Below are 19,983 nucleotides of genomic sequence, written 5' to 3' on the forward strand. Positions count from 1 at the left end.
CCATGAAAGCCACCGGCGCCATCGACTGTGACGTCCATCCGACCGTACCGGGCATCCAGGCGCTGGTGCCCTATCTCGACCCGTACTGGCAGGAAATGGTCGACGTGCGCGGCATCGAGAGCTTCGAGAACCGCAGCTTCCCGGCACGTGCCCCGATCAATGCCCGGCCGGAATGGCGCGCCGGCGGCAAGGGGCCGGCGGGCGAGAGCGTCGAGCGGATCCAGAGCGAGCTGTTCGACCGGTGGGACCCGGCCATCGCGATCTGCAACTGCCTCTACGGCATCCAGCAGATCAACGACGAGCGGATGGCCGCAGCGTTCGCCAAGGCGGTCAACGACTGGCTGGCAGTGGAGTGGCTTTCCAAGGAGCCCCGGCTGCGCGCCTCGATCGTGGTGCCGGTACAGAACCCGGAGCTGGCGGTCGACGAGATCGAGCGGCTGGCCCACGACAAGCGCTTCGTGCAGGTGCTGGTTTTGGTGATGGGCGAGCTGCCGCTCGGCAAGAGCTTTCACTGGCCGATCTATCGCGCCGCCGAGCGCCACGGCCTGCCGATCTGCGTGCATCTGGGCAGCTCCTACCGGCATCCGGTCACGGCGTCGGGCTGGCCGACCTACCATGTTGAGGACTATGTCGTGCAGACCCAGGCCTTTCAGGCCCAGGTAGCCAGCCTGATCAGCCACGGCGTGTTCCAGAAATTCCCGAAGCTGAAGGTGGTGCTGGCCGAATCCGGGGTGAGCTGGCTGCCGACCTTCCTGTGGCGGTTCACCAAGGGCTGGCGCGGCCTGCGCATCGAGGTGCCCTGGGTCGACCGCTCGCCGATCGAGATCGTGCGCGAGCATTTCCGCCTGACCCTGCAGCCGTTCGACGCGCCGGCCGACCCGGCCGAAGTCGGCCGGGTGCTCGATCATCTCGGCTCGGACGATTTACTCCTGTACTCGTCGGACTATCCTCATTGGCAGTTCGACGGCGACGACCTGATCCCGGCTGGCTTCTCGCCGGAACTGCAGCGCAAGATCATGGTCGACAATCCACGCGCGACCTACCCGCGTCTGGGAGACACGGCATGACCCTCGAGGTTCTCGATCGTTCGCAGACGGAGACCGCGACGCCTGCGACCTCCACCCGCGCAGCACCGCAGCGGCTGGGCATCATCGACTGCGACCTGCACCCGACGGTGAAGTCGCTGGCCGACCTGAAGCACTACTTAAGCAAGCGCTGGTGGGATCGGATCCAGACCTACGGGCTGCGGCCGCGCCACGCCTTCGTGAACGGCGACCCGTATCCCAAGGCGGCGCCCCGCGCGGCGCGCCGCGACGCCTGGGGGCCTGATGGCGGCCAGCCCGGCAGCGATCTGGGCTTCATGCGCGAGCACTACCTGGACGCCTATGGCGTCGAGTACGCGATCATGGCGCCGCTCTATCCCAGCGGCCAAGCCGACCAGGATCCCGAGTTCACCACCGCGATGGTGAGCGCCGTCAACGACTGGCAGCTCGACGCCTGGGTGCGCCAGGAACGGCGGCTGAAGGCCTCGATCCTGGTGTCCTACGAGGATGCCGCGGCCTCGGTGGCGGAGATCGAGAAGCGCGCCGGCGATCCGGGCTTCTCCCAGGTCCTGCTGCTGACCCGCACCAACGAGCCGCTCGGGCGCAAGCGCTACTGGCCGATCTACGAGGCCGCGGAGCGGCACGGGCTGCCGGTGGCGATGCATGTGTTCGGCTATAGCGGCTTCCCGGTGAGCGGCACCGGCTGGCCGTCCTACTACCTGGAGGAGATGACCGGCCATTCGGCGGCCTGCCAGTCGGTGGTGGCGAGCCTGGTGCTGGAAGGCGTGTTCGAGCGCTTCCCGGGCGTGAAGTTCATCAACATCGAGGGCGGCTTCGGCTGGCTGGCGGCGCTCTCCTGGCGGCTGGACAAGCACTGGGCGCGCCTGCGCGCCGAGGTCCCGCACCTCAAGCGCCCGCCGTCGGAATATCTGAAGGAGCAGCTCTACATCACCACCCAGCCGATGGACGAGCCGGAAAGCCCGCGCCAGCTGATCGATCTGATGGAGCAGGTCGGCTTCGACCGGCTCTTGTTCGCCACCGACTATCCGCATTGGGACTTCGACGATCCGGCGCGCGCGCTGCCGCGCGGGCTGACCGACGAGCAGACCCGGGCGATCCGGTCGGAAAATGCGCGCAAGCTGTTCCGCTTCGACTGATGGCCCGGCATGTCGTCGCGACCGCCGCCGAGATCCCGCCCGGCGGTCGCAAGCTGGTCGAGATCAACGGAAGGCCGATCGCGATCTTCCACGTCAAGGACGAGTATTTCGCCCTGTACGACAAGTGCCCGCACGAGGGCGGCAGCCTGTGCAAGGGCAAGCTCACCAGCCTGGTGGAATCGGACGGCCCCGGCGACTACCGGGTGAGCCGCCAGGGCGAGATCGTCCGCTGCCCCTGGCATGGCTGGGAGTTCGACCTGCGCACCGGCAAGTCCTACTGCGACCCGGTGAAGATGCGGGTGCGCAACTATGCCGTCTCGGTGGAGCCTGGCACCCGGGTGGTCGAGGGGCCCTACCTTGCCGAGACCTTCCCGGTCTCGGTCGAAGGCGAGTACGTGGTGGTGGAACTGTAAGGGCAGGGGCGCCGCACCGGGCGCCTCCGACGCCGCCCGTTGCCGCATCCTCCGGCCGGTGATCCGTGCGGATCGTGGGTGGGGCAGGCCAGCAGAACGTCATCCTGATGCGCCCGATGGTTCCTGCGCGACAACGTGGCCGTAGCGCCCCGGCGGCCCAGCCTGCCTACCCAAAACTTAACCGATCGGAAAAGGTTCTCCTGGCAAGCAAGCGCAGGAGGTGATAGTTAGCAACATGACTAAGGATGACGCCGACCTCTCCCTGATCCTCCATGCGCTGGCCGATCCGACCCGCCGGTCCATCCTGAACCGGCTGGCCGAGAAGCCGGCCCGGGTCACGGATCTGTCCGAGCCCACCGGCCTGCGCCTGCCCACGGTGATGCGCCATCTTTCGGTGCTGGAGGACGCGGGGCTGATCGCTTCCTCCAAGGAGGGGCGGGTGCGCACCTGCGTCATCGTGCCGGAGGCACTGTCGCCGGTTCGGGCATGGCTCGACGAGCATCGGGCCACCTGGGAGGCCCGGCTCGACCGGCTGGAAGCGTTGGCGACACAGATTGCGAAGGAACGCGCGAGATGAGACCGAACCAGAATTCGGATGCCATGCCCGCGGCGGCAGGTCATCCGCCGGGCCGCTTCGCGACGCTGACCTTCGAGCGAAGCGTGGCCGCGCCCGTGTCGGTGCTGTGGCAGGCCTGGACGGCTCCGGCAGCCCGGGCGGTCTGGTCGGCTCCTTCGTCCGCGGTCACCGTGGAGATCCTGGAGGCCGACACCCGGGTGGGCGGGCGCGAAGTCTCGCTCTGCAAGGTCGAGGGCCAGCCGGACATCCGTTGCGAGTGCGGCTGGCTCGCGCTGGAGCCGGGGCTGCGCAGCGTCAACTACGAGGTCGTCTCGTCCGGGAGCACGACGCAATCGGCGGCGCTGGTGACGGCGGACTTCTCCGGTAATGACGAGCGCAGCTGGATAGCCGTGATGGTGCAGCTTTCGTCGCTGGCGCAGGACATGGAGGCGGGCTACCGGGAAGGCTTCGGTGGCGGCCTGGACCATCTCGCGGGCGTGGCCGCACGGACCATGGTGCTTCAGCGGGTGATCCGAGCGCCGCGATCCGTCGTGTGGGGCGCGTGGATGAACCCGGAGACGCTGCCGCAATGGTGGGGGCCCGACGGCTTTTCCTGCCGCACCCACCGGATCGACCTGTGCACCGGCGGGGAGTGGGTGTTCGACATGATCGGGCCGGACGGCACGGAGTTCCCGAACCACCATGTCTACACAGAGGTCCGGCCCGAAGAGAGGATCGGCTATGCGCTGCTGTGGGGCGAGAACGGGCCGAAACATGCCGACGCCTGGGCCTCGTTCGAGGACCAGGACGGGGCGACCATGGTGACGCTGGGCATGGTGTTCAGCACGGAGGCCGAGTTCCGGGAGGCGAAGGGATCCGGCGCGGTCGAACTTGGCCAGCAGACGCTGGGCAAGCTGGAGCGTTTCGTCGGATCCCGGCGGGACGCCGCCGCCTAGCAGCCGGGTTCCAGGATGGCCGGGGCGTCCGCCTGGTCGGCTGCCTGGCCGTTCGCGCCGGGCGACCAGGCGAACCGCCCAGGAGCGATGAGCTGGACGCTCACTCCTCCTTCTTCTCCACATGGCCGCCAAAGCCATAGCGCATCGCCGAGAGCATCTTTTCGCCGAACGTGTTGTCCTGGCGCGAGCGGAAGCGGGCGAACAGGGCGGCTGAGAGGACGTTGACCGAGACGGCTTCTTCGATCGCCGCGTTGATCGTCCAGCGGCCTTCGCCGGAATCGTCGACCTTGCCGTCGAAGCCGGACAGGTCCGGCTCTCTGGCCAGGGCACTGGCGGTGAGGTCGAGCAGCCACGAGGAAATCACGCTGCCGCGCCGCCAGACCTCGGCGATGTCGGCCATGTTCAGGTCGAACCGCTCGTTCTCCGGCAGGTCCGCGCTGTTCTTGTGGCGCAGGATGTCGAAGCCTTCGGCATAGGCCTGCATCAGGCCGTACTCGATCCCGTTATGGACCATCTTCACGAAATGGCCGGACCCGCACGGGCCGGTGTGGAGGTAGCCGAGCTCTGCCCTTGGATCCAGGCCGTCGCGGCCCTCGGTGGCCGGGATGCTGCCCTTGCCGGGGGCCAGCGCCTGGAAGATCGGGTCCAGGTAGTCGACCGCTTCCTTCTCGCCGCCGATCATCATGCAGTAGCCGCGCTCCAGGCCCCACACGCCGCCGGACGTGCCGACATCGACATAGCGGATGCCCTTCTCGGCCAAAGCGGCGGCGCGGCGGATGTCGTCCTTGTAGAAGGTGTTGCCGCCGTCGATGACGATGTCGCCGGCTTCCAGCAGGCCGCCAAGCTCGGTGATCTGCTTCTCGGTGATCTCGCCGGCCGGCAGCATCGACCAGACGATCCGGGGCTTGTCCAGTTTCCGCACCATCTCCGCGACCGAGCCGCTGCCGGTGGCGCCTTCCTCCGTCAGCGCCGTCACGGCGGCCGGCGCCAGGTCATACACCACCGCTTGGTGGCCATGGCCAAGCAGGCGCCGCACGATGTTGCCGCCCATCCGGCCGAGGCCGATCATCCCGAGTTGCACGTTTCTTGTCCCTGGCACGTCGTTTTTATGGAAAGGCCCTGGCGGGATCCGCCAGGGCCTGTTTTCTGCGCGACCTCAACGGTCCTTGCGGGTCCGGGCGATCTGGTCCTTCGCGGCCTGGGCCACCGCTTCGGCGGTGAAGCCGAAATGGCTGAGCAGGGCCTTGAGCGGGGCAGAGGCGCCGAACGATTCCATGCCGATCTTGGCGCCGCGCCGGCCGGCATAGCGGTCCCAGCCGATCACGGAGGCCTGCTCCACGCTGACCCGCGCCTCGATGGCGGTGGGCAGCACCTCTTCCTGGTAGGCGGCGTCCTGGGCCTCGAACAGTTCCCAGCTGGGCATCGAGACCACCCGGCTGCGGATGCCCTCCTTGATCAGCGCCTCGTGGGCGGCGACACAGATCTGCACCTCGCTGCCGGTGCCAATCAGGATCACGTCGGGCTTGCCGCCCTCGGCATCGGCCAGCACGTAGGCGCCCTTGGCCACGCCGGCGGCCGGGCGGTAGCGCTCGCGGTCGAAGGTCGGCAGGGGCTGGCGGGACAGGACCAGGCAGGCCGGCTGGTGGGTGAGGCCGGCCACGACCCGCCAGGATTCGGCGACCTCGTTGGCGTCCGCCGGGCGCAGGGTGATCAGGCCCGGGATCGAGCGCAGGCTGAGCAGCTGCTCGACCGGCTGATGGGTGGGGCCGTCCTCGCCTACGCCGATCGAATCATGGGTGAACACCCAGATCGCCGGCAGCTCCATCAGCGCAGAGAGCCGGATCGCCGGCTTCATGTAGTCGCTGAAGATCAGGAAGGTGGCGCCGTAGGCGCGCAGCTTGGAAAGTGCCAGGCCGTTGCAGGCCGCACCCATGGCATGCTCGCGGATGCCGAAATGCATGTTGCGGCCGCCGGGATTGTCGGGTTCCAGCGCGCCGGCACCCTCGAACTTGAGCAGGGTCTTGGTCGACGGCGCCAGGTCGGCGGCACCGCCCAAGAGCCAGGGCAGGTGCTGGGCGATGGCGTTCTGCACCTGGCCGGACGCGTCACGCCCGGCCATGCCCTTGGCATCGGCGGGGAAGCTCGGAATGTCCTTGTCCCAACCCTCGGGGAGCTCGCGGCGCTGCATCTGGGTGATCTGGCGGGCCTCGTCGGGGTACTGCTCCGCGTAGCGATCGAACAGTTCCTTCCAGGCGGCGTTCTCCTTGCCGCTCCGCGCGCCGATGCCGTCGGCGAAATGCTCGTAGACCCCGTCGGGAACCAGGAACTGGGCGTCTTCCGGCCAGCCATAGGCCTTCTTGGCGCCCTTGATCTCCTCGGCACCCAGGGGCTCGCCATGGGCCGAGGCGGTGCCGGCCTTCTTGGGCGCGCCATAGCCGATCACGCTGCGCACCACGATCATGGTCGGCTTGTCGGTGCGGGCGCGGAAGCCGGCCAGCGCCTTGTCCAGGGCCGCCCGGTCGTTGGCGTCGTCGACATGCTCGACATGCCACCCATAGGCGGCGAAGCGGGCGCCGACATCCTCGGAGAAGGCGAGGTCGGTGCCGCCCTCGATGGTGATCTGGTTGCTGTCGTAGATCCAGCAGAGGTTGGCGAGCCGGAGATGGCCGGCCAGCGAGGCGGCCTCGGCGGAGATCCCCTCCATCAGGTCGCCGTCGCCGGCCAGGGCATAGACCTTGTAGTCGAACAGCTCGAAGCCCGGCCGGTTGTAGTGGGTGGCCAGCCAGCGCTCCGCCACCGCCATGCCGACGCTGGTGGCGACGCCCTGGCCAAGCGGCCCGGTGGTGGTCTCGACGCCGGAGGTCAGGTGATATTCCGGATGGCCCGGGCACTTGCTGTCGAGCTGGCGGAAGTTGCGGATGTCGTCGAGCGACACCGACACGTTGCCGGTCTTGTTGTAGTCGCTGTCGACCGCCTGGGTCCGGGTCAGGTGCAGGAGGCTGTAGAGCAGCATCGAGGCGTGGCCGACCGAGAGCACGAACCGGTCGCGGTTCGGCCAGATCGGGTCATGCGGGTCGAAGCGCAGATGGTTCTGCCAGAGCTGGTAGCCGACCGGCGCCAGCGCCATCGGCGTGCCGGGATGCCCGGAATTGGCCTGCTGCACCGCATCCATCGCCAGGGTACGGATGGTGTCGATGCAAAGCTGGTCCATGTCGCCGCGGTTCAAGCTCATCTTCTGTCCCATCTCGTAGGTCGGACCCCGGGGGGTGGCGCGGCCAGCACCCGGGACATCGGCCGCCAGACGCCTGCCATCTCTTCCATACCCCCCGATCTGCCATACCATCAACGCAAGGCGGCCCGGCGGGTTGCCTGCGAACCGGGGGTGACGGGGCGATGGTGGCAGGGACCCAGCAGGACGGATTGAAGAAAGCCGCGGCGGAAGCGGCAGTGGAGCTGGTGCAGGACGGCATGCTGGTGGGCTTGGGCACCGGCTCGACCGCCTGGTTCGCGATCGAGGCGCTGATCCGCCGGGTGCGGGAGGGGCTGCGGATCCTGGCGATCCCGACCTCGGAGCGCAGCGCCGCCCAGGCGCGGGCCGGCGGCATCCCGCTCACCGACTTCTCCCGGCACGACCGGCTCGACCTCACCATCGACGGCGCCGATCAGGTCGCCAAGGGCAGCCTCGACCTGATCAAGGGGATGGGCGGGGCGCTGCTGCGCGAGAAGATCGTGGCCGCGGCCAGCGACCGGCTGGTGATCGTGGTGGACGAGAGCAAGCTTGCCGACCGCCTGGACCTGCCGGTGCCGGTGGAGGTCGTGGAATTCGGCTGGCAGGCCACGGCGCGGCGGATCGCCGGGCTTGGCGGGGTGCCGGTCCTGCGGCAGATGGAAGGGACGCCCTACCGCACCGACGGCGGCAATCTCATCCTCGACTGCGGGTTCGGGCCCATCGCCGATCCCGCCTTCCTGGACCGGGAACTGCACGGGATCGTGGGGCTGGTGGAAACGGGGCTCTTCATCGGAAGGGCGCAAAGCGTGCAGGTCGCGGCGCCGTCGGGCATCCGCGAGCTGCGGCGCAGCTGATCGGGCAGGTGCATGAAGAACTTGGTTCTGGTGGTGATGGGCGTGACCAGCTCGGGCAAGACCACCGTGGCGAAGACGATCGCGGAGCGGCGGGGCTGGTTGTTCCAGGAGGGCGATGCCCTGCATCCTGAGGCCAACGTGGCGAAGATGGCGGCGGGCACGCCGCTCAACGACGAGGACCGCTGGCCCTGGCTCGACCGGGTGGCCGCGTGGATCGACGAGCGCCGGCAGGCCGGCCAGTCCGGGGTGATCACCTGCTCGATGCTCAAGCGCGCCTACCGGGACAAGGTCATCGGCGGCAAGGATGACGTCCGGGTGGTCTTCCTCAAGGGCAGCAAAGAGGTGATTGCCGAGCGGATGGCCAAGCGGAAGGGCCACTACATGCCCACCAGCCTCCTGGACAGCCAGATCGAGACCCTGGAGCCGCCCACGGCGGACGAGCGCCCGCTGGTGGTCGATATCGAAGGCAGCATCGACGACATGGTCGTCCAGGCGGAGCGGCTGGTGGAGGAGGCGCTCCGCCAGGCCTGAGACTGTCCGCCGGCCCCGGCCAGCGCGCCGGACTGCCCGCGTGCTACCGGCAGTTGTACGTCCGGCGCGCGCGGGCCGAGGCGGCGGAAATGACTTCTCCCCCAACCTCCCGGCGGGATCGAGCCGCGGGGCAACGGGCTGCCCATGAAGACCGCATTGCATGGCAAAGTCGTCGATCTGCCGCCAGACTGTCACATTCTAGTGCAGCAATACTTGCTAGCGGCCTTACATGCCGAGGCGGTCGCCGTTCTAATGGATGAGTGCGGCTTCCTCCTGGATCGAGTGGGCGAATGTGGCTGCCCTGCCCGATTTGCCATGGGATGAACTGGGTCAGGCGCAAGAAGCTGGATTGTCCTGGAACCCTGCCTTATCGTGATGGTTGATATCGTCAGTAGAACCGGGTTTTGAGGGGGACCGAGCAGGTCCGGGAGCGAGGTGAAGGAATTGCGGATCCAGTACGGCGCATTGCCGGTCACCGAGCATCTGGGCGAACCGATGGTCATGCTCGTGACGTCGCGCGGCACCGGCCGCTGGATCATTCCCAAGGGCCGGCCGGAAAAGGGCGTGGCACCGCACAAGCTGGCGCAGCGCGAGGCATGGGAAGAGGCCGGGCTGATCGGCCGGATCGGGCGCAACCCGATCGGCCGCTTCGTGCATCCCAAGCGGAAGGCCGACGGAACCACGGTGCGTTGCGAGATCGAGGTGTTCCGGCTCGACGTCGACGAGGAACTGACCGACTGGCCGGAGAAGGGCCAGCGCGAGCGCTGCTGGTGCACGGTCTCCGAGGCGATCGAGAAGGTCGGCAAGCACAGCCTTGCAAAGCTGCTGCTGCGTTTCGAGAACTGCACCTGAGGCCCTGCCGACACTAGATATCCGCTGGCGACGGATCACGGGCCGATCCTGGCCCGATGCTGTCCGCCGCCGGGAGAACGGTTCTGTCGGAGTTGGCGCGCCAGCGCATGATGATCATCGTCGTGGCGGCGGCGCTGTTCATGGAGAACCTGGACAGCACCGTGCTGGTCACGGCGCTGCCGACGATCGCCGCGGATCTCGGGACCGACCCGGTCCGCCTGAAGCTGGCGCTCACCACCTATCTGGTCAGCCTCGCCGTGTTCGCGCCGGCCAGCGGCTGGATCGCCGACCGGTTCGGCGCGCGCCGGGTGTTCGCGCTGGCGATCGGGCTGTTCTGCCTGGCCTCGCTGCTGTGCAGCCTGGCCTCCACCCTGCCGCAACTGGTTGCCGGTCGTGCCCTGCAGGGCGCGGGCGGCGCCCTGATGCTGCCGGTGGGACGGCTGGTGATCCTGCGGCTGGTGCCCAAGCACGAGCTGGTGGGCGCCATGGCCTGGTTCACCATGCCGGCGCTGCTCGGGCCGCTGCTGGGGCCGCCGGTGGGCGGTTTCATCGTCACCGTCTCGGACTGGCGCTGGATCTTCTGGATCAACCTGCCGGTGGGGGCCGCGGCGCTGGTCGGCGCATGGTTCCTGATGCCCAGGATCACCCCCCGGGAGGTGCCGCGCTTCGACCTTTCCGGCTTCCTGCTGCTGGCGCTCTGCCTGGCCTCGCTGGTGGCGGCCGAGGCGTTCCTCGGCAGTGGAGAGAGCCCTGTGCTGGCCACAGCGGTGCTGGTTATGGTCGCGGCGCTGACCGGCTGGAGCTATGTCCGCCATGCCGGGATCGTGGCCCACCCCGTGCTGGACCTGCAGCTCCTGCGGATCCCGACCTTCCGGGCCGGGATGCTGGGCGGGCTCCTGTTCCGCGCCGGCGCCGGCGCCACCCCATTCCTCCTGCCGCTCCTGCTGCAGCTGGGCTTCGGCCTGGATCCCCTGGCGAGCGGCCTGACCACGTTTGCCAGCGCGCTCGGCGCCATCCTGATGAAGCCGCTCACCCACCCGATTTTGAGCAGGTTCGGCTTCCGGCGGGTGCTGGCGGTGAACGCGGTGCTGAGCGCCCTGTTCATGATGGCGCCGATCCTGTTCGGGGTGTCGACGCCCTGGCTGGTCATGTTCGGAATCCTGATGATCGCCGGGCTGACCCGCTCCCTGCAGTTCACCGCGATCAACTCGCTGTCGGTGGGCGACCTGCCGGAGGAGCGGCACAGCCAGGGCACCAGCTTCACCAGCGTGGCCCAGCAGGTGTCGGCGTCCCTGGGGGTGACCATCGCGGCGCTCTCGCTCGATGCGGCGCGGCTGGCGCACGGGGGCGGGGAGGCCCTCACCGTCGCCGACTTCCACTGGGGGTTCATCGCCGCTGGGATCGCCGCGCTCCTGGCGGTGCCGGTGTTCCTGGGCCTGTCCCGGGACGCGGGGGCGGGACTGGTCGGCGGTCCGGCCGGGCCGCGCTCAGGCCCGAAGTAGCTCCGCCTCGCGCTCGGGCAGGGTCACCGCGAAGCCGCGCGGCCCGGCCTCGGCGAAGAAGCGCTGGATGAGCCGGATCAGGCGGCGCACGAACAGCGGCTTCTGGCTGCCGTAGATGTCGGCGACCATCAGGGTGGGCGTCGGCAGCTCGTCGATGATCGGGCGGCGGACCAGGCCGCGGCCGTCCGGGGAAGCGCTGGAGAGCGGGCGCATGTTCAGGACCGAGACGCCCAGCCCGGCGGCCACCGCGCTGCGCACCGTCTCGTAGGTGCGGGTGCGCATCTGCACCCGCGGCCGCCGCCCGTACAGGTCGAACACCGCCAGCAGGAAGTGCGAGGTATGCGGCAGGTCGAGCAGCACCAAAGGCCGCTCGGCCAGCGCCGCGATGGTCACGGCCGGGAGCTCGGCCAGCGGATCCTCGGCCGGCAGGATCGCGTGGGTCGGCACGCCGCAGATCGGGGTGCAGCTCGCGGCAAAGGTCGGGCCGATGTCGTAGGCGACCACCACGTCGACCATGCCGGCCGCCAGCCAGGCCTGCAGCTCGGTCTGGTCGCCGCCCATCAGCGACACCTCGACGGGGCCGACCTCGTCCAGGTAGCGGCGCACGATGCTGGTCATGAACAAGGGGCCGAACGGCTCGAAGCAGCCGATCCGGATGCTGGGCGGGGTCGCCTCCGCAAGCACGTCGATCGCCCGCGCGAACTCGGCCTCGGCGGCAAGCAGGGCGCGGGCGGCGTGCAGGAACCGCTCGCCCACCGGCGTGACGGTTACCCCGCGGGCGGGGCGACGGTCGAACAGCGCGCCGCCGGCATCATCCTCGGCCCGCTCGATCGCCGCCAGGATCGAGGACTGCGAGATGGTCAGGGCCCGGGCGGCTGCCTGGATGCTGCCCAGCCGGGCCACCTCGGCGACGTAGCGGATCTGCCGGAGCGTGAGCTGCATGCCTTCTCCTTGTGCAGCGCACCATGATTGTGCGGTGCGGCGGCAAGTTCTGACATCAAATGTATCTATACAATCCCAATTATACATTTTCTGGGTGGTGGCGAGCGGTCTAGGGTCTTTCCGGTCGAGGGAACAAGGACAAGAGCCAGATGAGCACGCCACGCGAGCCCCTTGCGGATGCCGAGCCGCTCTGCCGCATGAGCGCGGCGGAACTGAGCGAAGGCTATGCCAGCGGCCGGATCTCGCCGGTCGAGGTCGCCCGCGCCACCCTGGCCCGCGCCGAGGCGATCCAGCCCGAGCTCAACGCGTTTACCCGGATCGACCATGACGGCGCCCTGGCGGCGGCCGAGGCGTCGCAGCGGCGCTGGGCGGCGAAGGAGCCGCTCTCCCCGGTGGACGGCGTGCCGGCGACCATCAAGGACATCGTGTGGATCAAGGACCAGGCGGTCCGCTACGGCACCGTCGCCGTTCCCGCGGTCGAGGCCGACCAGGATGCCCCGGCGGTCCAGCGGATGCGCGAGGCCGGCCTGGTGTTCCTGGGCCTCACCACCACGCCGGAGTTCGGCTGGAAGGCGCTCACCGACAGCCCCGGCTTCGGGATCACCCGCAACCCGCACCGCCCGGACGTGACTCCCGGAGGCTCCAGCGGCGGGGCGGCGGTGGCGGCGGCCTGCGGGGCCGGGGTGTTCCACCTGGGCACCGACGGGGGCGGGTCGATCCGGATCCCGTCGACCTTCACCGGCATTGTCGGCCTGAAGCCCAGCTTCGGCCGGGTCGCGGCCTATCCGGCCAGCCCGTTCGGCACCGTCGCCCATATCGGGCCGATGACCCGCACCGTCGCCGATGCCAAGGCGATGCTGGCGGTGATGGCCGGCCCGGACCCGCGCGACTGGTACCAGCAGCCAGGCCAGTTTCCAGGCCTGCACGCGCCGGCCGAGAAGGTCGCCGGGCTGAAAATCGGCTACTGGAGCAATCCGCCGTCCGGCAGCGTCCATCCAGAAGTGGCGGCGCGGATCGAGCGGGTCGTCCGAGCCCTGGAGGCCGCTGGCGCGGTGATCGAGCCGTTCGAGCTGCCGGGCCAGGACCTGCACGCGGTGTTCCAGACCCTCTGGTTCGCCGGGGCCGCGGCCAGGCGCGAGATGGTGCCGGCCGGGCAGCGCGCTGCGCATGACCCCGGCTTCCAGGAGATCGCCGAAGCCGGCCTGCGGATCGGGGCTGCCGACTACATCCGGGCAAGCTCGGCTCGCGCCACGTTCGGGATCGCCATGGACGCGGCGCTGGCGCGCTACGACGCGCTGGTCTCGCCGGGCGCCGCGATCCCGCCGTTCACCGCCGGCCTGGAGGTGCCGGAAGGGTCGGGCCTCGCGCGTTGGACCGAGTGGGCGGGCTTCAGCTACCCGATCAACATGACCCAGCAGCCGGCCGCGGTGATCCCGGCCGGCAAGACCGACGACGGCAGGCCGATCGGCCTGCAGATCGTGGGCGCCCGCGGCGAGGACGCCCGGGTGCTCGAGATCGCGCAGAGCTTCCAGGAAGCCGGCGTGATGCAGGGCTGATCAGCCAACCAGGGGGAAAGCGGACAATGGCGAACCGGCGTGCGTTGTTGAAGGGCTCGGCGGCACTGGGCGGTGCCGCGATGATGCTGGCCTCGATGAACCGGGAGGCGCGCGCCGAGGGCGATCCGATCCCGATCGGCTCCGCTTTGCCGCTGTCCGGCTTCGCCGCGGCCGACGGCATCGAGTTCAAGAACGGACTGGAACTCGCCGCCGAGGAGATCAACGCGGCGGGCGGCATCCTGGGCCGGCCGATCGAGCTGCACATCGAGGACACCAAGGACATGGGCGCCGACGTGGTCAGCCAGGCGATGCAGCGCCTGGTCGACCGCTACGAGGTGCCGGCGATCATCAACGGCTACAATTCCGGCACCAACATGGTGGAGATGGACGTCGCGGCCGACAACGACATCATCTTCACCCACTACAACACGCTGATCTCGCACAACGAGAAGTTCAAGAGCGACCCGGAGCGTTACTACGGCTGCTTCCAGGGCGACCCGCCCGAGTATTACTATGGCCCCGGCTGCCTCAAGTTCCTGAAGAACCTGATGGAGACCGGGCAGTGGAATGCCCCGAACAACAAGATCGCGATCGTCCCGTCCGCGAACGAGTATTCGGTGGTCATCGCCAACGCGGTGAAGGCGCAGGCCGAGGAATACGGCTTCACGGTCAGCCTGTTCGAGACCGTGCCGTTCCCGACCAACCAGTGGGGGCCGACCCTCGCCAAGCTGCGCCAGGACCCGCCGGCGGCGATCATCGTCACCCATTTCCTGCCGCAGGACCTGGCCCAGTTCATGGTCCAGTTCCTCACCCAGCCGATCGATTCGCTGGTCTACATGCAGTACGGCCCGTCCCTGCCAGCCTTCCGCGAGATTGGCGGGGAGGCGGTCAACGGGGTGATCTACTCCACCGTGGTCGGCTGCCTGCCGGACGAGTTCTCCAAGCCCTTCCGCGACGCCTATCGCGAGAAGTTCGGGCCGAACTCGGCGCCGATCACCGGCTCGCAGACCTATGACGGGCTCTGGCACTATGCGCTCGCCGCGGCGATCGCCGGCGGGCCGGGCGAGCCGTTCGACCGCGAGCAGGCCGAGAAGGTCGCAGCCTCGATGCGGCGGCTGGTCTATCGCGGCATGAACGGCATTCTGCGGATCGATCCGGATGGGCAGTCCGCCTACTGCTATCCGACCCAGATCTACGACCCGTCGCTGGGCATGCCGCACCAGTTCCTGCAGCACCAGGACCACACCACCGACCCGAAGCTGATCGCGCCGGAACTCTACGCCACCGACCAGTTCGTGCTGCCGCCCTGGATCAAGGCGTGAGCCGGGCGGCCTGCCGATGACCCGGAGCGACACCGCCCTCCTGGTCTGCGAGAACGTCAGCAAGCACTATGGCTCGCTCAAGGCCGTGGACGGGCTCTCGCTCTCGCTGGCGCCGGGGGAGGTGCTGGGCATCGGCGGGCCGAACGGTGCGGGCAAGACCACCCTGTTCGACGTGATCACCGGCATCGCCCCTGCCACGCAGGGGCGGGTGCTGGTGCAGGGGCAGGACGTCACCAGCGCCACGCCCGACCGGATCTGCCAGCTGGGCCTGGTGCGCACCTTCCAGCTCAACGCCGCGTTCGACTCCTTGAGCGTACGCGACAACATCCAGCTGGCCGCCTATTTCGGCAGGCCCCGCAAGGGCCTGCCGGGGTTCCGGTTCGGTCCGGACGCGCTGCGGCGCAGCGAGGCGGCGATCGAGTTGCTGGGCCTGGGCGACGCTGCCGGCCGCACCGCCGGCGAGCTGCCGGTCCTGGAGCGCAAGCTCCTGATGATCGCCAGCGCGGTCGCCACCGACCCCAGGGTCGTGCTCCTGGACGAGCCGGTGGGCGGGCTCAACCCGCATGAGATCGACCGGGTGGTCGAGGTCGTCCAGAAGCTGCGGGCCCAGGGGATCACGGTGGTGCTGATCGAGCACGTGATGCGCTTCCTCCTGCAGCTTTCCAGCCGGGTGATGATCATGCACCAGGGCCGCTCGATCTACGAGGGACCGCCGCGCGGCGTGCCGGAGGACCCAAAGGTCGTGGAGACCTATCTGGGCGCCGCCACCACCAAGCGCCTGCAGCGCTTCTTCGAGGCGGGAGCCGCCCATGGCTGAGGCTGCCCTGGCGATCGAGGGGCTGGTCACCGGCTATGATCGCCGTGACGTCCTGGCCGGCATCTCCTTCCAGGTGCCCGACGGCGCCCTGGTCACGGTGGTGGGGCCCAACGGGCACGGCAAGTCCACCCTCCTGCGCGCGATCTCTGGCCTCCTGCCGACCCGAAGGGGCTCCATCCGGCTGTTCAACCAGGACCTGGCGGGCCTGGCGCCCCATGCGGTGGCCGCGGCCGGCATCGTCCATGTCCCCCAGGGCGACATGCTGTTCCCGCAGATGAGCGTCCACGAGAACCTCCTGATGGGGGCGTATCTGGAGAACGACCCGGCGGTGGTGCGCAGCCGGCTGGAGGAGGTGCAGGCGCTGCTGCCCAAGCTCGCCGAGCGGCGCGACCAGCTTGCCTCCTCGCTGTCTGGCGGCGAGCGCCGCATGGTCGGCATCGGCCGCGGCCTGATGATGGGCGGCCGGGTGATGCTGATCGACGAGCCGTCTTTAGGCCTGGCGCCGATCATCATCGAGCAGGTCTACGAGGTGATCGCCCGGCTCAAGGCGTCGGGGCGGACCATCCTGCTGGTCGAGGAGAACCCGGCGCGGGTCGCCGACCTCGCCGACGAGATCCACCTGCTCGACAATGGCAAGATCGTCTGGTCGGGCCTGCCCCATGTCCTGCTCGAGCGCGACGAGTTGCTCGAAACCTATCTCGGAGGCTGACGTCCATGGAGATCCTGGGCCCGGTCTTCGTGGCGGGCATCACCACGGGTGCGCTCTATGCGCTGGCGGCGCTGGGCCTGGCTCTGGTCTGGGGCGCGCTCGGCATGCTGAACATGGCGCACGGCGCGCTGCTCACCATCGGCGGCTATGCCGCCTTCACGCTCGCGACCTGGCTGGGCGCGCCCTGGCCGCTGGCGGTGCTGGCACCAGTGGTGGTCGGCGCCCTGATCGGCGGGGCGATCTACCTGCTGGTGGCCCATCCCCTGCTGGTGGGCGCGCCCCAGAGCTTCGAGACCAACGTCATCATCGCCACGTTCGGGGTCGCCATCGCGCTGGAGAACGCGGTCCTGCTGATCTTCGGCGGGCAGCCGTTCGGGCAGTCGATCGCGCTGGCCGGCAACGTGGAGGTCGGGGGCGTCTTCATTCCGTGGCAGAATATCCTCATCGTGCTGGTGGTTTTGGCGATGATGGCCGCCACCGCGTTCTTCCTTGCGCGCACCCGTACCGGTCGTGCTATCCGCGCAACTGCTCAGAGCCGCGAGGCCGCCCAACTCCTGGGTGTGCCTGTGGGTCGGGTGTATCTGCAGGTGCTGGCGTTGTCGGGGGGCATCGCCGGCACCTGTGGCCTGCTGGTGAGCTCGATCACCCAGCTCTCGCCTTCGCTGGGCGCCGACCCGATGCTGAAGGCGTTCATCATGTGCGTGGTGGCGGGGCTGGGCAATCTGCCGGGCGCCATCGCCGCCGCCTTCGTGCTGGCGCTCACCGAGGCGTTCGCCAGCTACATGCTGGGCGCCCGCTGGGGCTTTCCCCTGCTGCTCGCCATCGTGATCCTGGTGCTGATCTGGCGCCCGGACGGGTTGTTTGGACGTGCCGCGGTGCGGCGGCTGTGAGGAGGCACCGATGAGCCGTTCCGATCGTGGCCACCTGATCACCGCCCTGGTCGTGCTGGCCCTGCTGGCCTCGCTGCCGTTCGTCGCCGACAGCCGCTACGTGATCGGCCAGGTGATCCTGGCCCTGTTCTACGCGATCGTCGCGTCGCAGTGGAATTTGCTGTTCGGCTTCGCCGGGGTGTTCTCGCTGGGCCAGATGGCGCTGTTCGCGTTCGGCGGCTACGTCACCGCGATGCTGGGCTTCTACCTGGACTGGTCGATGTGGCTGGCCATGCCGGTGGGAGCGGTCGCCACCGTCCTGATCAGCCTCGCCATCGGCCTGGCCTGCCTGCGCCTGGCCGGCGCCTACGTCGCGCTGCTCACCCTGGCGGTGGCGCAGGTCATGTATCTGCTGATCGTCACCGACACCGACTGCTTCATCATGCAGGGCGCCACCTGCCGGCAGTTCACCGGCGGCGCGGTCGGTTTCGCCCGGTTCGGCGACCTCGGCACCCGCGCCATCTTCAAGGGCGACTACATCATCGCGAACTACGCGATCGTGGTGGCCCTGTTCGCGGTGACCATGGCGTTCACCTGGGCGGTGATCCGCTCGCCTCTGGGGCTGGCCTTCCAGGCCCTGCGCGACAACCCCGGCTGCGCCGTCGCCCGCGGCATCAACCGGTTCTCGACCCAGCTGCTGGTGTTCGGCGCCTCGGCGTTCTTCACCGGGCTGGCCGGCGGCCTCTACGCCGCGCATTTCCAGGCGATCGGGCCGAACGTGCTGTCGCTCTCCACCCTGATGTTCATCATCGCGATTGCGGTGGTGGGCGGCATCGGCAAGCTCTGGGGGCCGCTGGTGGGGGCGGTGATCCTGGTGCTGGCCGACGAGGCGCTGCGCGAGGTCGGCGGCGACTATCGCACGCTCGGCCTGGGCCTGATCATCGCCGCCGCCATGGTGCTGATGCCCCGCGGCGTGATCGGCCTGGCCGAGGGGCTGGCCGCCCGGTTCCGCTCCACCGACACCCCAGCACGCTTGGCCGAAACCCCGGGAAGCTCGCATGTTTGACACGATCATCGTCGGTGGCGGCACGGCCGGCTGCGTGCTGGCCGGCCGGCTGTCGGAGGATCCGGGCCGCAAGGTCCTGATGCTGGAGGCGGGCCGGGCCGCACCCTTGCTGTCGAAGATGCCGGCCATGTGGATCAGCATGGTCAACACCGAGGTCGACTGGGGCTATCACACCGTGGCGCAGCCTGGCTGCCGGATGCGCCGGATCTTCTGGCCGCGCGGCAGGATGCTGGGCGGCTCGGGCGCCCTCAACGCGATGATCTACGTCCGCGGCCTGCCCTCCGACTATGACGGCTGGGCGGCGGCCGGAGCGACCGGCTGGGGATGGCAGGACGTCCTGCCGGTCTTCAAGAAGTCCGAGCACAACCAGCGCCACCCGGCCGGGCCGTTCCACGGCAGCGGCGGGCCGCTCCACATCGCCGACGTTCCCCATGTGGACCCGGCCGAGCGGCTCTGGCTGGAAGCCTGCCAGAACGCGGGCATCCCGTACTGCGACGACTTCAACGGGCCCCGCCAGGAAGGCTGCGGGTTCTTCCAGCTGTTCGTGAAGGACGGCGAGCGGTTCGGGACCGGCAAGGCCTATCTGGAGCCGGCGCTGGCGCGGCCGAACCTGACCGTCGAGACCGGCGTGCTCACCATTAGGCTGATCATCGAGAAGGGACGGGCGGTCGGCGTCGAGTACCTGAAGAACGGCCGGCCGCACACGGTTCACGCCGCGTCCGAGGTGGTGCTGGCCTCGGGCTCGATCGGGTCGGCGCAACTCCTGCTCCTGTCCGGGATCGGCCCGGCCGACGAGCTGAAGCCGCTCGGGGTGGAGATGGTCCACGACCTGCCGGGCGTGGGCAAAGACCTGCAGGACCACATCAACGTGCCGGTCACCTTCCACACCAAGGACCCGGTCGGCATTGGCGGGATGAGCGGCGAGCAGATCCGGGCCGCGATCGACGAGTGGACCGAGCGGCGCACCGGGGCGATCACCAGCAACTGGGCGGCGGCCGGCGGCCATGTCCGCAGCCGGCCGGACGTGGCCGAGCCCGACCTGCAGCTCTATGGCGTGATGGCGGCCGGGCGCGACCATGCCCGCTACCTGCCGGGCCGCCCGGGCCTGACCCTGCACACCACGCTGCAGCGGCCGAACAGCCGGGGCGAACTGACCCTGCGCTCGGCCGACCCGCTGGAGCACCCGAACCTGGACCCGCGCTATTTCGCGTCCGATGCCAGCGGCAGCGACCTCGCCACCCTGGTGGAGGGCGTGCGGATCAGCCGGCGGATCGCCGCGGCCGAGCCGCTGGCCGGGCTGATCGACCAGGAGATCACACCGTCGGTCGAGGCGCAGAGCGACGCGGAGATCGCCGACTATGTGCGCGGGCACTGCACCACGCTCTACCACCCGGCCTGCACCTGCCGGATGGGCACGGACGAGATGGCGGTGACCGACCCGCAGCTCCGGGTGCGCGGCATCGACGGGCTGCGGGTGGCCGACGCCTCGGTGTTCCCGAAGATGGTGTCGGGCAACACCAACGCCCCCACGATCATGGTGGCGGAGCGCTGCGCGACGTTCATCCGGGAAGGGTAGGGAGCGGATCCTCGGGTTCGTTCGTGCAAATCG

General features: G+C 69.2%; 19 protein-coding genes. 16 read left to right on the forward strand and 3 right to left on the reverse strand.

Annotated features, from left to right (window positions below; all coding sequences use genetic code 11):
* Window positions 1-2: 2 nt before the first annotated feature.
* From GEMRO_RS0115065 to GEMRO_RS0115085, 5 genes are all read left to right on the forward strand, one after another.
* Window positions 3-1,067, forward strand: a complete 1,065-nt coding sequence (locus GEMRO_RS0115065) for an amidohydrolase family protein (protein WP_027134656.1) — start codon at window positions 3-5, stop codon at window positions 1,065-1,067.
* Window positions 1,064-2,200 carry an amidohydrolase family protein gene (locus GEMRO_RS0115070; RefSeq protein ID WP_027134657.1) on the forward strand — a complete coding sequence of 379 codons (1,137 nt, stop codon included), beginning with the start codon at window positions 1,064-1,066 and terminating at the stop codon, window positions 2,198-2,200. Before GEMRO_RS0115065 ends, GEMRO_RS0115070 begins: the two co-directional genes overlap by 4 nt.
* Complete coding sequence (locus tag GEMRO_RS0115075) at window positions 2,200-2,613, forward strand: Rieske (2Fe-2S) protein (protein WP_027134658.1); 414 nt, start codon at window positions 2,200-2,202, stop codon at window positions 2,611-2,613. Before GEMRO_RS0115070 ends, GEMRO_RS0115075 begins: the two co-directional genes overlap by 1 nt.
* A 235-nt stretch (window positions 2,614-2,848) precedes the next feature.
* Window positions 2,849-3,190: an ArsR/SmtB family transcription factor gene (locus GEMRO_RS0115080; protein WP_205624982.1), complete on the forward strand. Its 342-nt coding sequence runs from the start codon at window positions 2,849-2,851 to the stop codon at window positions 3,188-3,190.
* A complete protein-coding gene (locus GEMRO_RS0115085; RefSeq protein ID WP_051329102.1) occupies window positions 3,187-4,125 on the forward strand; it encodes an SRPBCC family protein in 939 nt (312 codons plus the stop codon). The genes GEMRO_RS0115080 and GEMRO_RS0115085 overlap by 4 nt, the downstream gene beginning before the upstream one ends.
* Before the next feature lie 100 nt (window positions 4,126-4,225).
* Here GEMRO_RS0115085 and gnd read toward each other — a convergent pair whose 3' ends face one another.
* Window positions 4,226-5,206 carry a phosphogluconate dehydrogenase (NAD(+)-dependent, decarboxylating) gene (gene gnd / locus GEMRO_RS0115095; protein ID WP_027134661.1) on the reverse strand — a complete coding sequence of 327 codons (981 nt, stop codon included), beginning with the start codon at window positions 5,204-5,206 and terminating at the stop codon, window positions 4,226-4,228.
* Between the two features lie 75 nt (window positions 5,207-5,281).
* Window positions 5,282-7,357 (reverse strand): transketolase, encoded by a 2,076-nt coding sequence (gene tkt / locus GEMRO_RS0115100; protein WP_157505600.1) that lies wholly within the window; start codon window positions 7,355-7,357, stop codon window positions 5,282-5,284.
* A gap of 161 nt (window positions 7,358-7,518) precedes the next feature.
* Between tkt and rpiA the strand changes: the two genes are divergently transcribed.
* The 4 genes from rpiA to GEMRO_RS0115120 all read left to right on the forward strand — a co-directional run bounded on the left by rpiA (window position 7,519) and on the right by GEMRO_RS0115120 (window position 11,093).
* Window positions 7,519-8,208: a ribose-5-phosphate isomerase RpiA gene (rpiA, locus tag GEMRO_RS0115105; RefSeq protein ID WP_027134663.1), complete on the forward strand. Its 690-nt coding sequence runs from the start codon at window positions 7,519-7,521 to the stop codon at window positions 8,206-8,208.
* 12 nt (window positions 8,209-8,220) lie between these two features.
* Window positions 8,221-8,739, forward strand: a complete 519-nt coding sequence (locus GEMRO_RS0115110) for a gluconokinase (protein WP_027134664.1) — start codon at window positions 8,221-8,223, stop codon at window positions 8,737-8,739.
* Between the two features lie 435 nt (window positions 8,740-9,174).
* Complete coding sequence (locus tag GEMRO_RS0115115) at window positions 9,175-9,591, forward strand: NUDIX hydrolase (RefSeq protein WP_027134665.1); 417 nt, start codon at window positions 9,175-9,177, stop codon at window positions 9,589-9,591.
* A gap of 107 nt (window positions 9,592-9,698) precedes the next feature.
* On the forward strand, window positions 9,699-11,093 hold the full coding sequence (locus GEMRO_RS0115120; RefSeq protein WP_035487324.1) for a DHA2 family efflux MFS transporter permease subunit: 1,395 nt from the start codon (window positions 9,699-9,701) through the stop codon (window positions 11,091-11,093).
* On the opposite strand, the gene GEMRO_RS0115125 is transcribed toward GEMRO_RS0115120, so the two are convergent.
* Window positions 11,079-12,035, reverse strand: coding sequence for a LysR family transcriptional regulator (locus GEMRO_RS0115125; RefSeq protein WP_027134667.1), 957 nt, complete (start codon window positions 12,033-12,035; stop codon window positions 11,079-11,081). The genes GEMRO_RS0115120 and GEMRO_RS0115125 overlap by 15 nt on opposite strands.
* Before the next feature lie 149 nt (window positions 12,036-12,184).
* Here GEMRO_RS0115125 and GEMRO_RS0115130 point away from each other — a divergent pair, with 149 nt between their 5' ends.
* From GEMRO_RS0115130 to GEMRO_RS0115160, 7 genes are read left to right on the forward strand one after another with little or no spacing between them, the layout of a single operon-like run.
* Window positions 12,185-13,591: an amidase gene (locus GEMRO_RS0115130; protein ID WP_027134668.1), complete on the forward strand. Its 1,407-nt coding sequence runs from the start codon at window positions 12,185-12,187 to the stop codon at window positions 13,589-13,591.
* Window positions 13,592-13,617: 26 nt separating this feature from the next.
* On the forward strand, window positions 13,618-14,913 hold the full coding sequence (locus tag GEMRO_RS0115135) for an ABC transporter substrate-binding protein (RefSeq protein ID WP_027134669.1): 1,296 nt from the start codon (window positions 13,618-13,620) through the stop codon (window positions 14,911-14,913).
* A gap of 16 nt (window positions 14,914-14,929) precedes the next feature.
* Complete coding sequence (locus GEMRO_RS0115140) at window positions 14,930-15,730, forward strand: ABC transporter ATP-binding protein (protein WP_027134670.1); 801 nt, start codon at window positions 14,930-14,932, stop codon at window positions 15,728-15,730.
* Window positions 15,723-16,439, forward strand: a complete 717-nt coding sequence (locus tag GEMRO_RS0115145) for an ABC transporter ATP-binding protein (RefSeq protein ID WP_027134671.1) — start codon at window positions 15,723-15,725, stop codon at window positions 16,437-16,439. Before GEMRO_RS0115140 ends, GEMRO_RS0115145 begins: the two co-directional genes overlap by 8 nt.
* A 5-nt stretch (window positions 16,440-16,444) precedes the next feature.
* Window positions 16,445-17,329, forward strand: a complete 885-nt coding sequence (locus tag GEMRO_RS0115150) for a branched-chain amino acid ABC transporter permease (protein ID WP_027134672.1) — start codon at window positions 16,445-16,447, stop codon at window positions 17,327-17,329.
* A 10-nt stretch (window positions 17,330-17,339) separates the two neighbouring features.
* Window positions 17,340-18,374, forward strand: a complete 1,035-nt coding sequence (locus tag GEMRO_RS0115155) for a branched-chain amino acid ABC transporter permease (RefSeq protein ID WP_027134673.1) — start codon at window positions 17,340-17,342, stop codon at window positions 18,372-18,374.
* Window positions 18,367-19,950, forward strand: coding sequence for a GMC family oxidoreductase (locus tag GEMRO_RS0115160; protein WP_027134674.1), 1,584 nt, complete (start codon window positions 18,367-18,369; stop codon window positions 19,948-19,950). Before GEMRO_RS0115155 ends, GEMRO_RS0115160 begins: the two co-directional genes overlap by 8 nt.
* Window positions 19,951-19,983: the final 33 nt, after the last annotated feature.

The organism is Geminicoccus roseus DSM 18922, assembly GCF_000427665.1.
GTDB classification, from domain to species: Bacteria; Pseudomonadota; Alphaproteobacteria; order Geminicoccales; family Geminicoccaceae; genus Geminicoccus; species Geminicoccus roseus.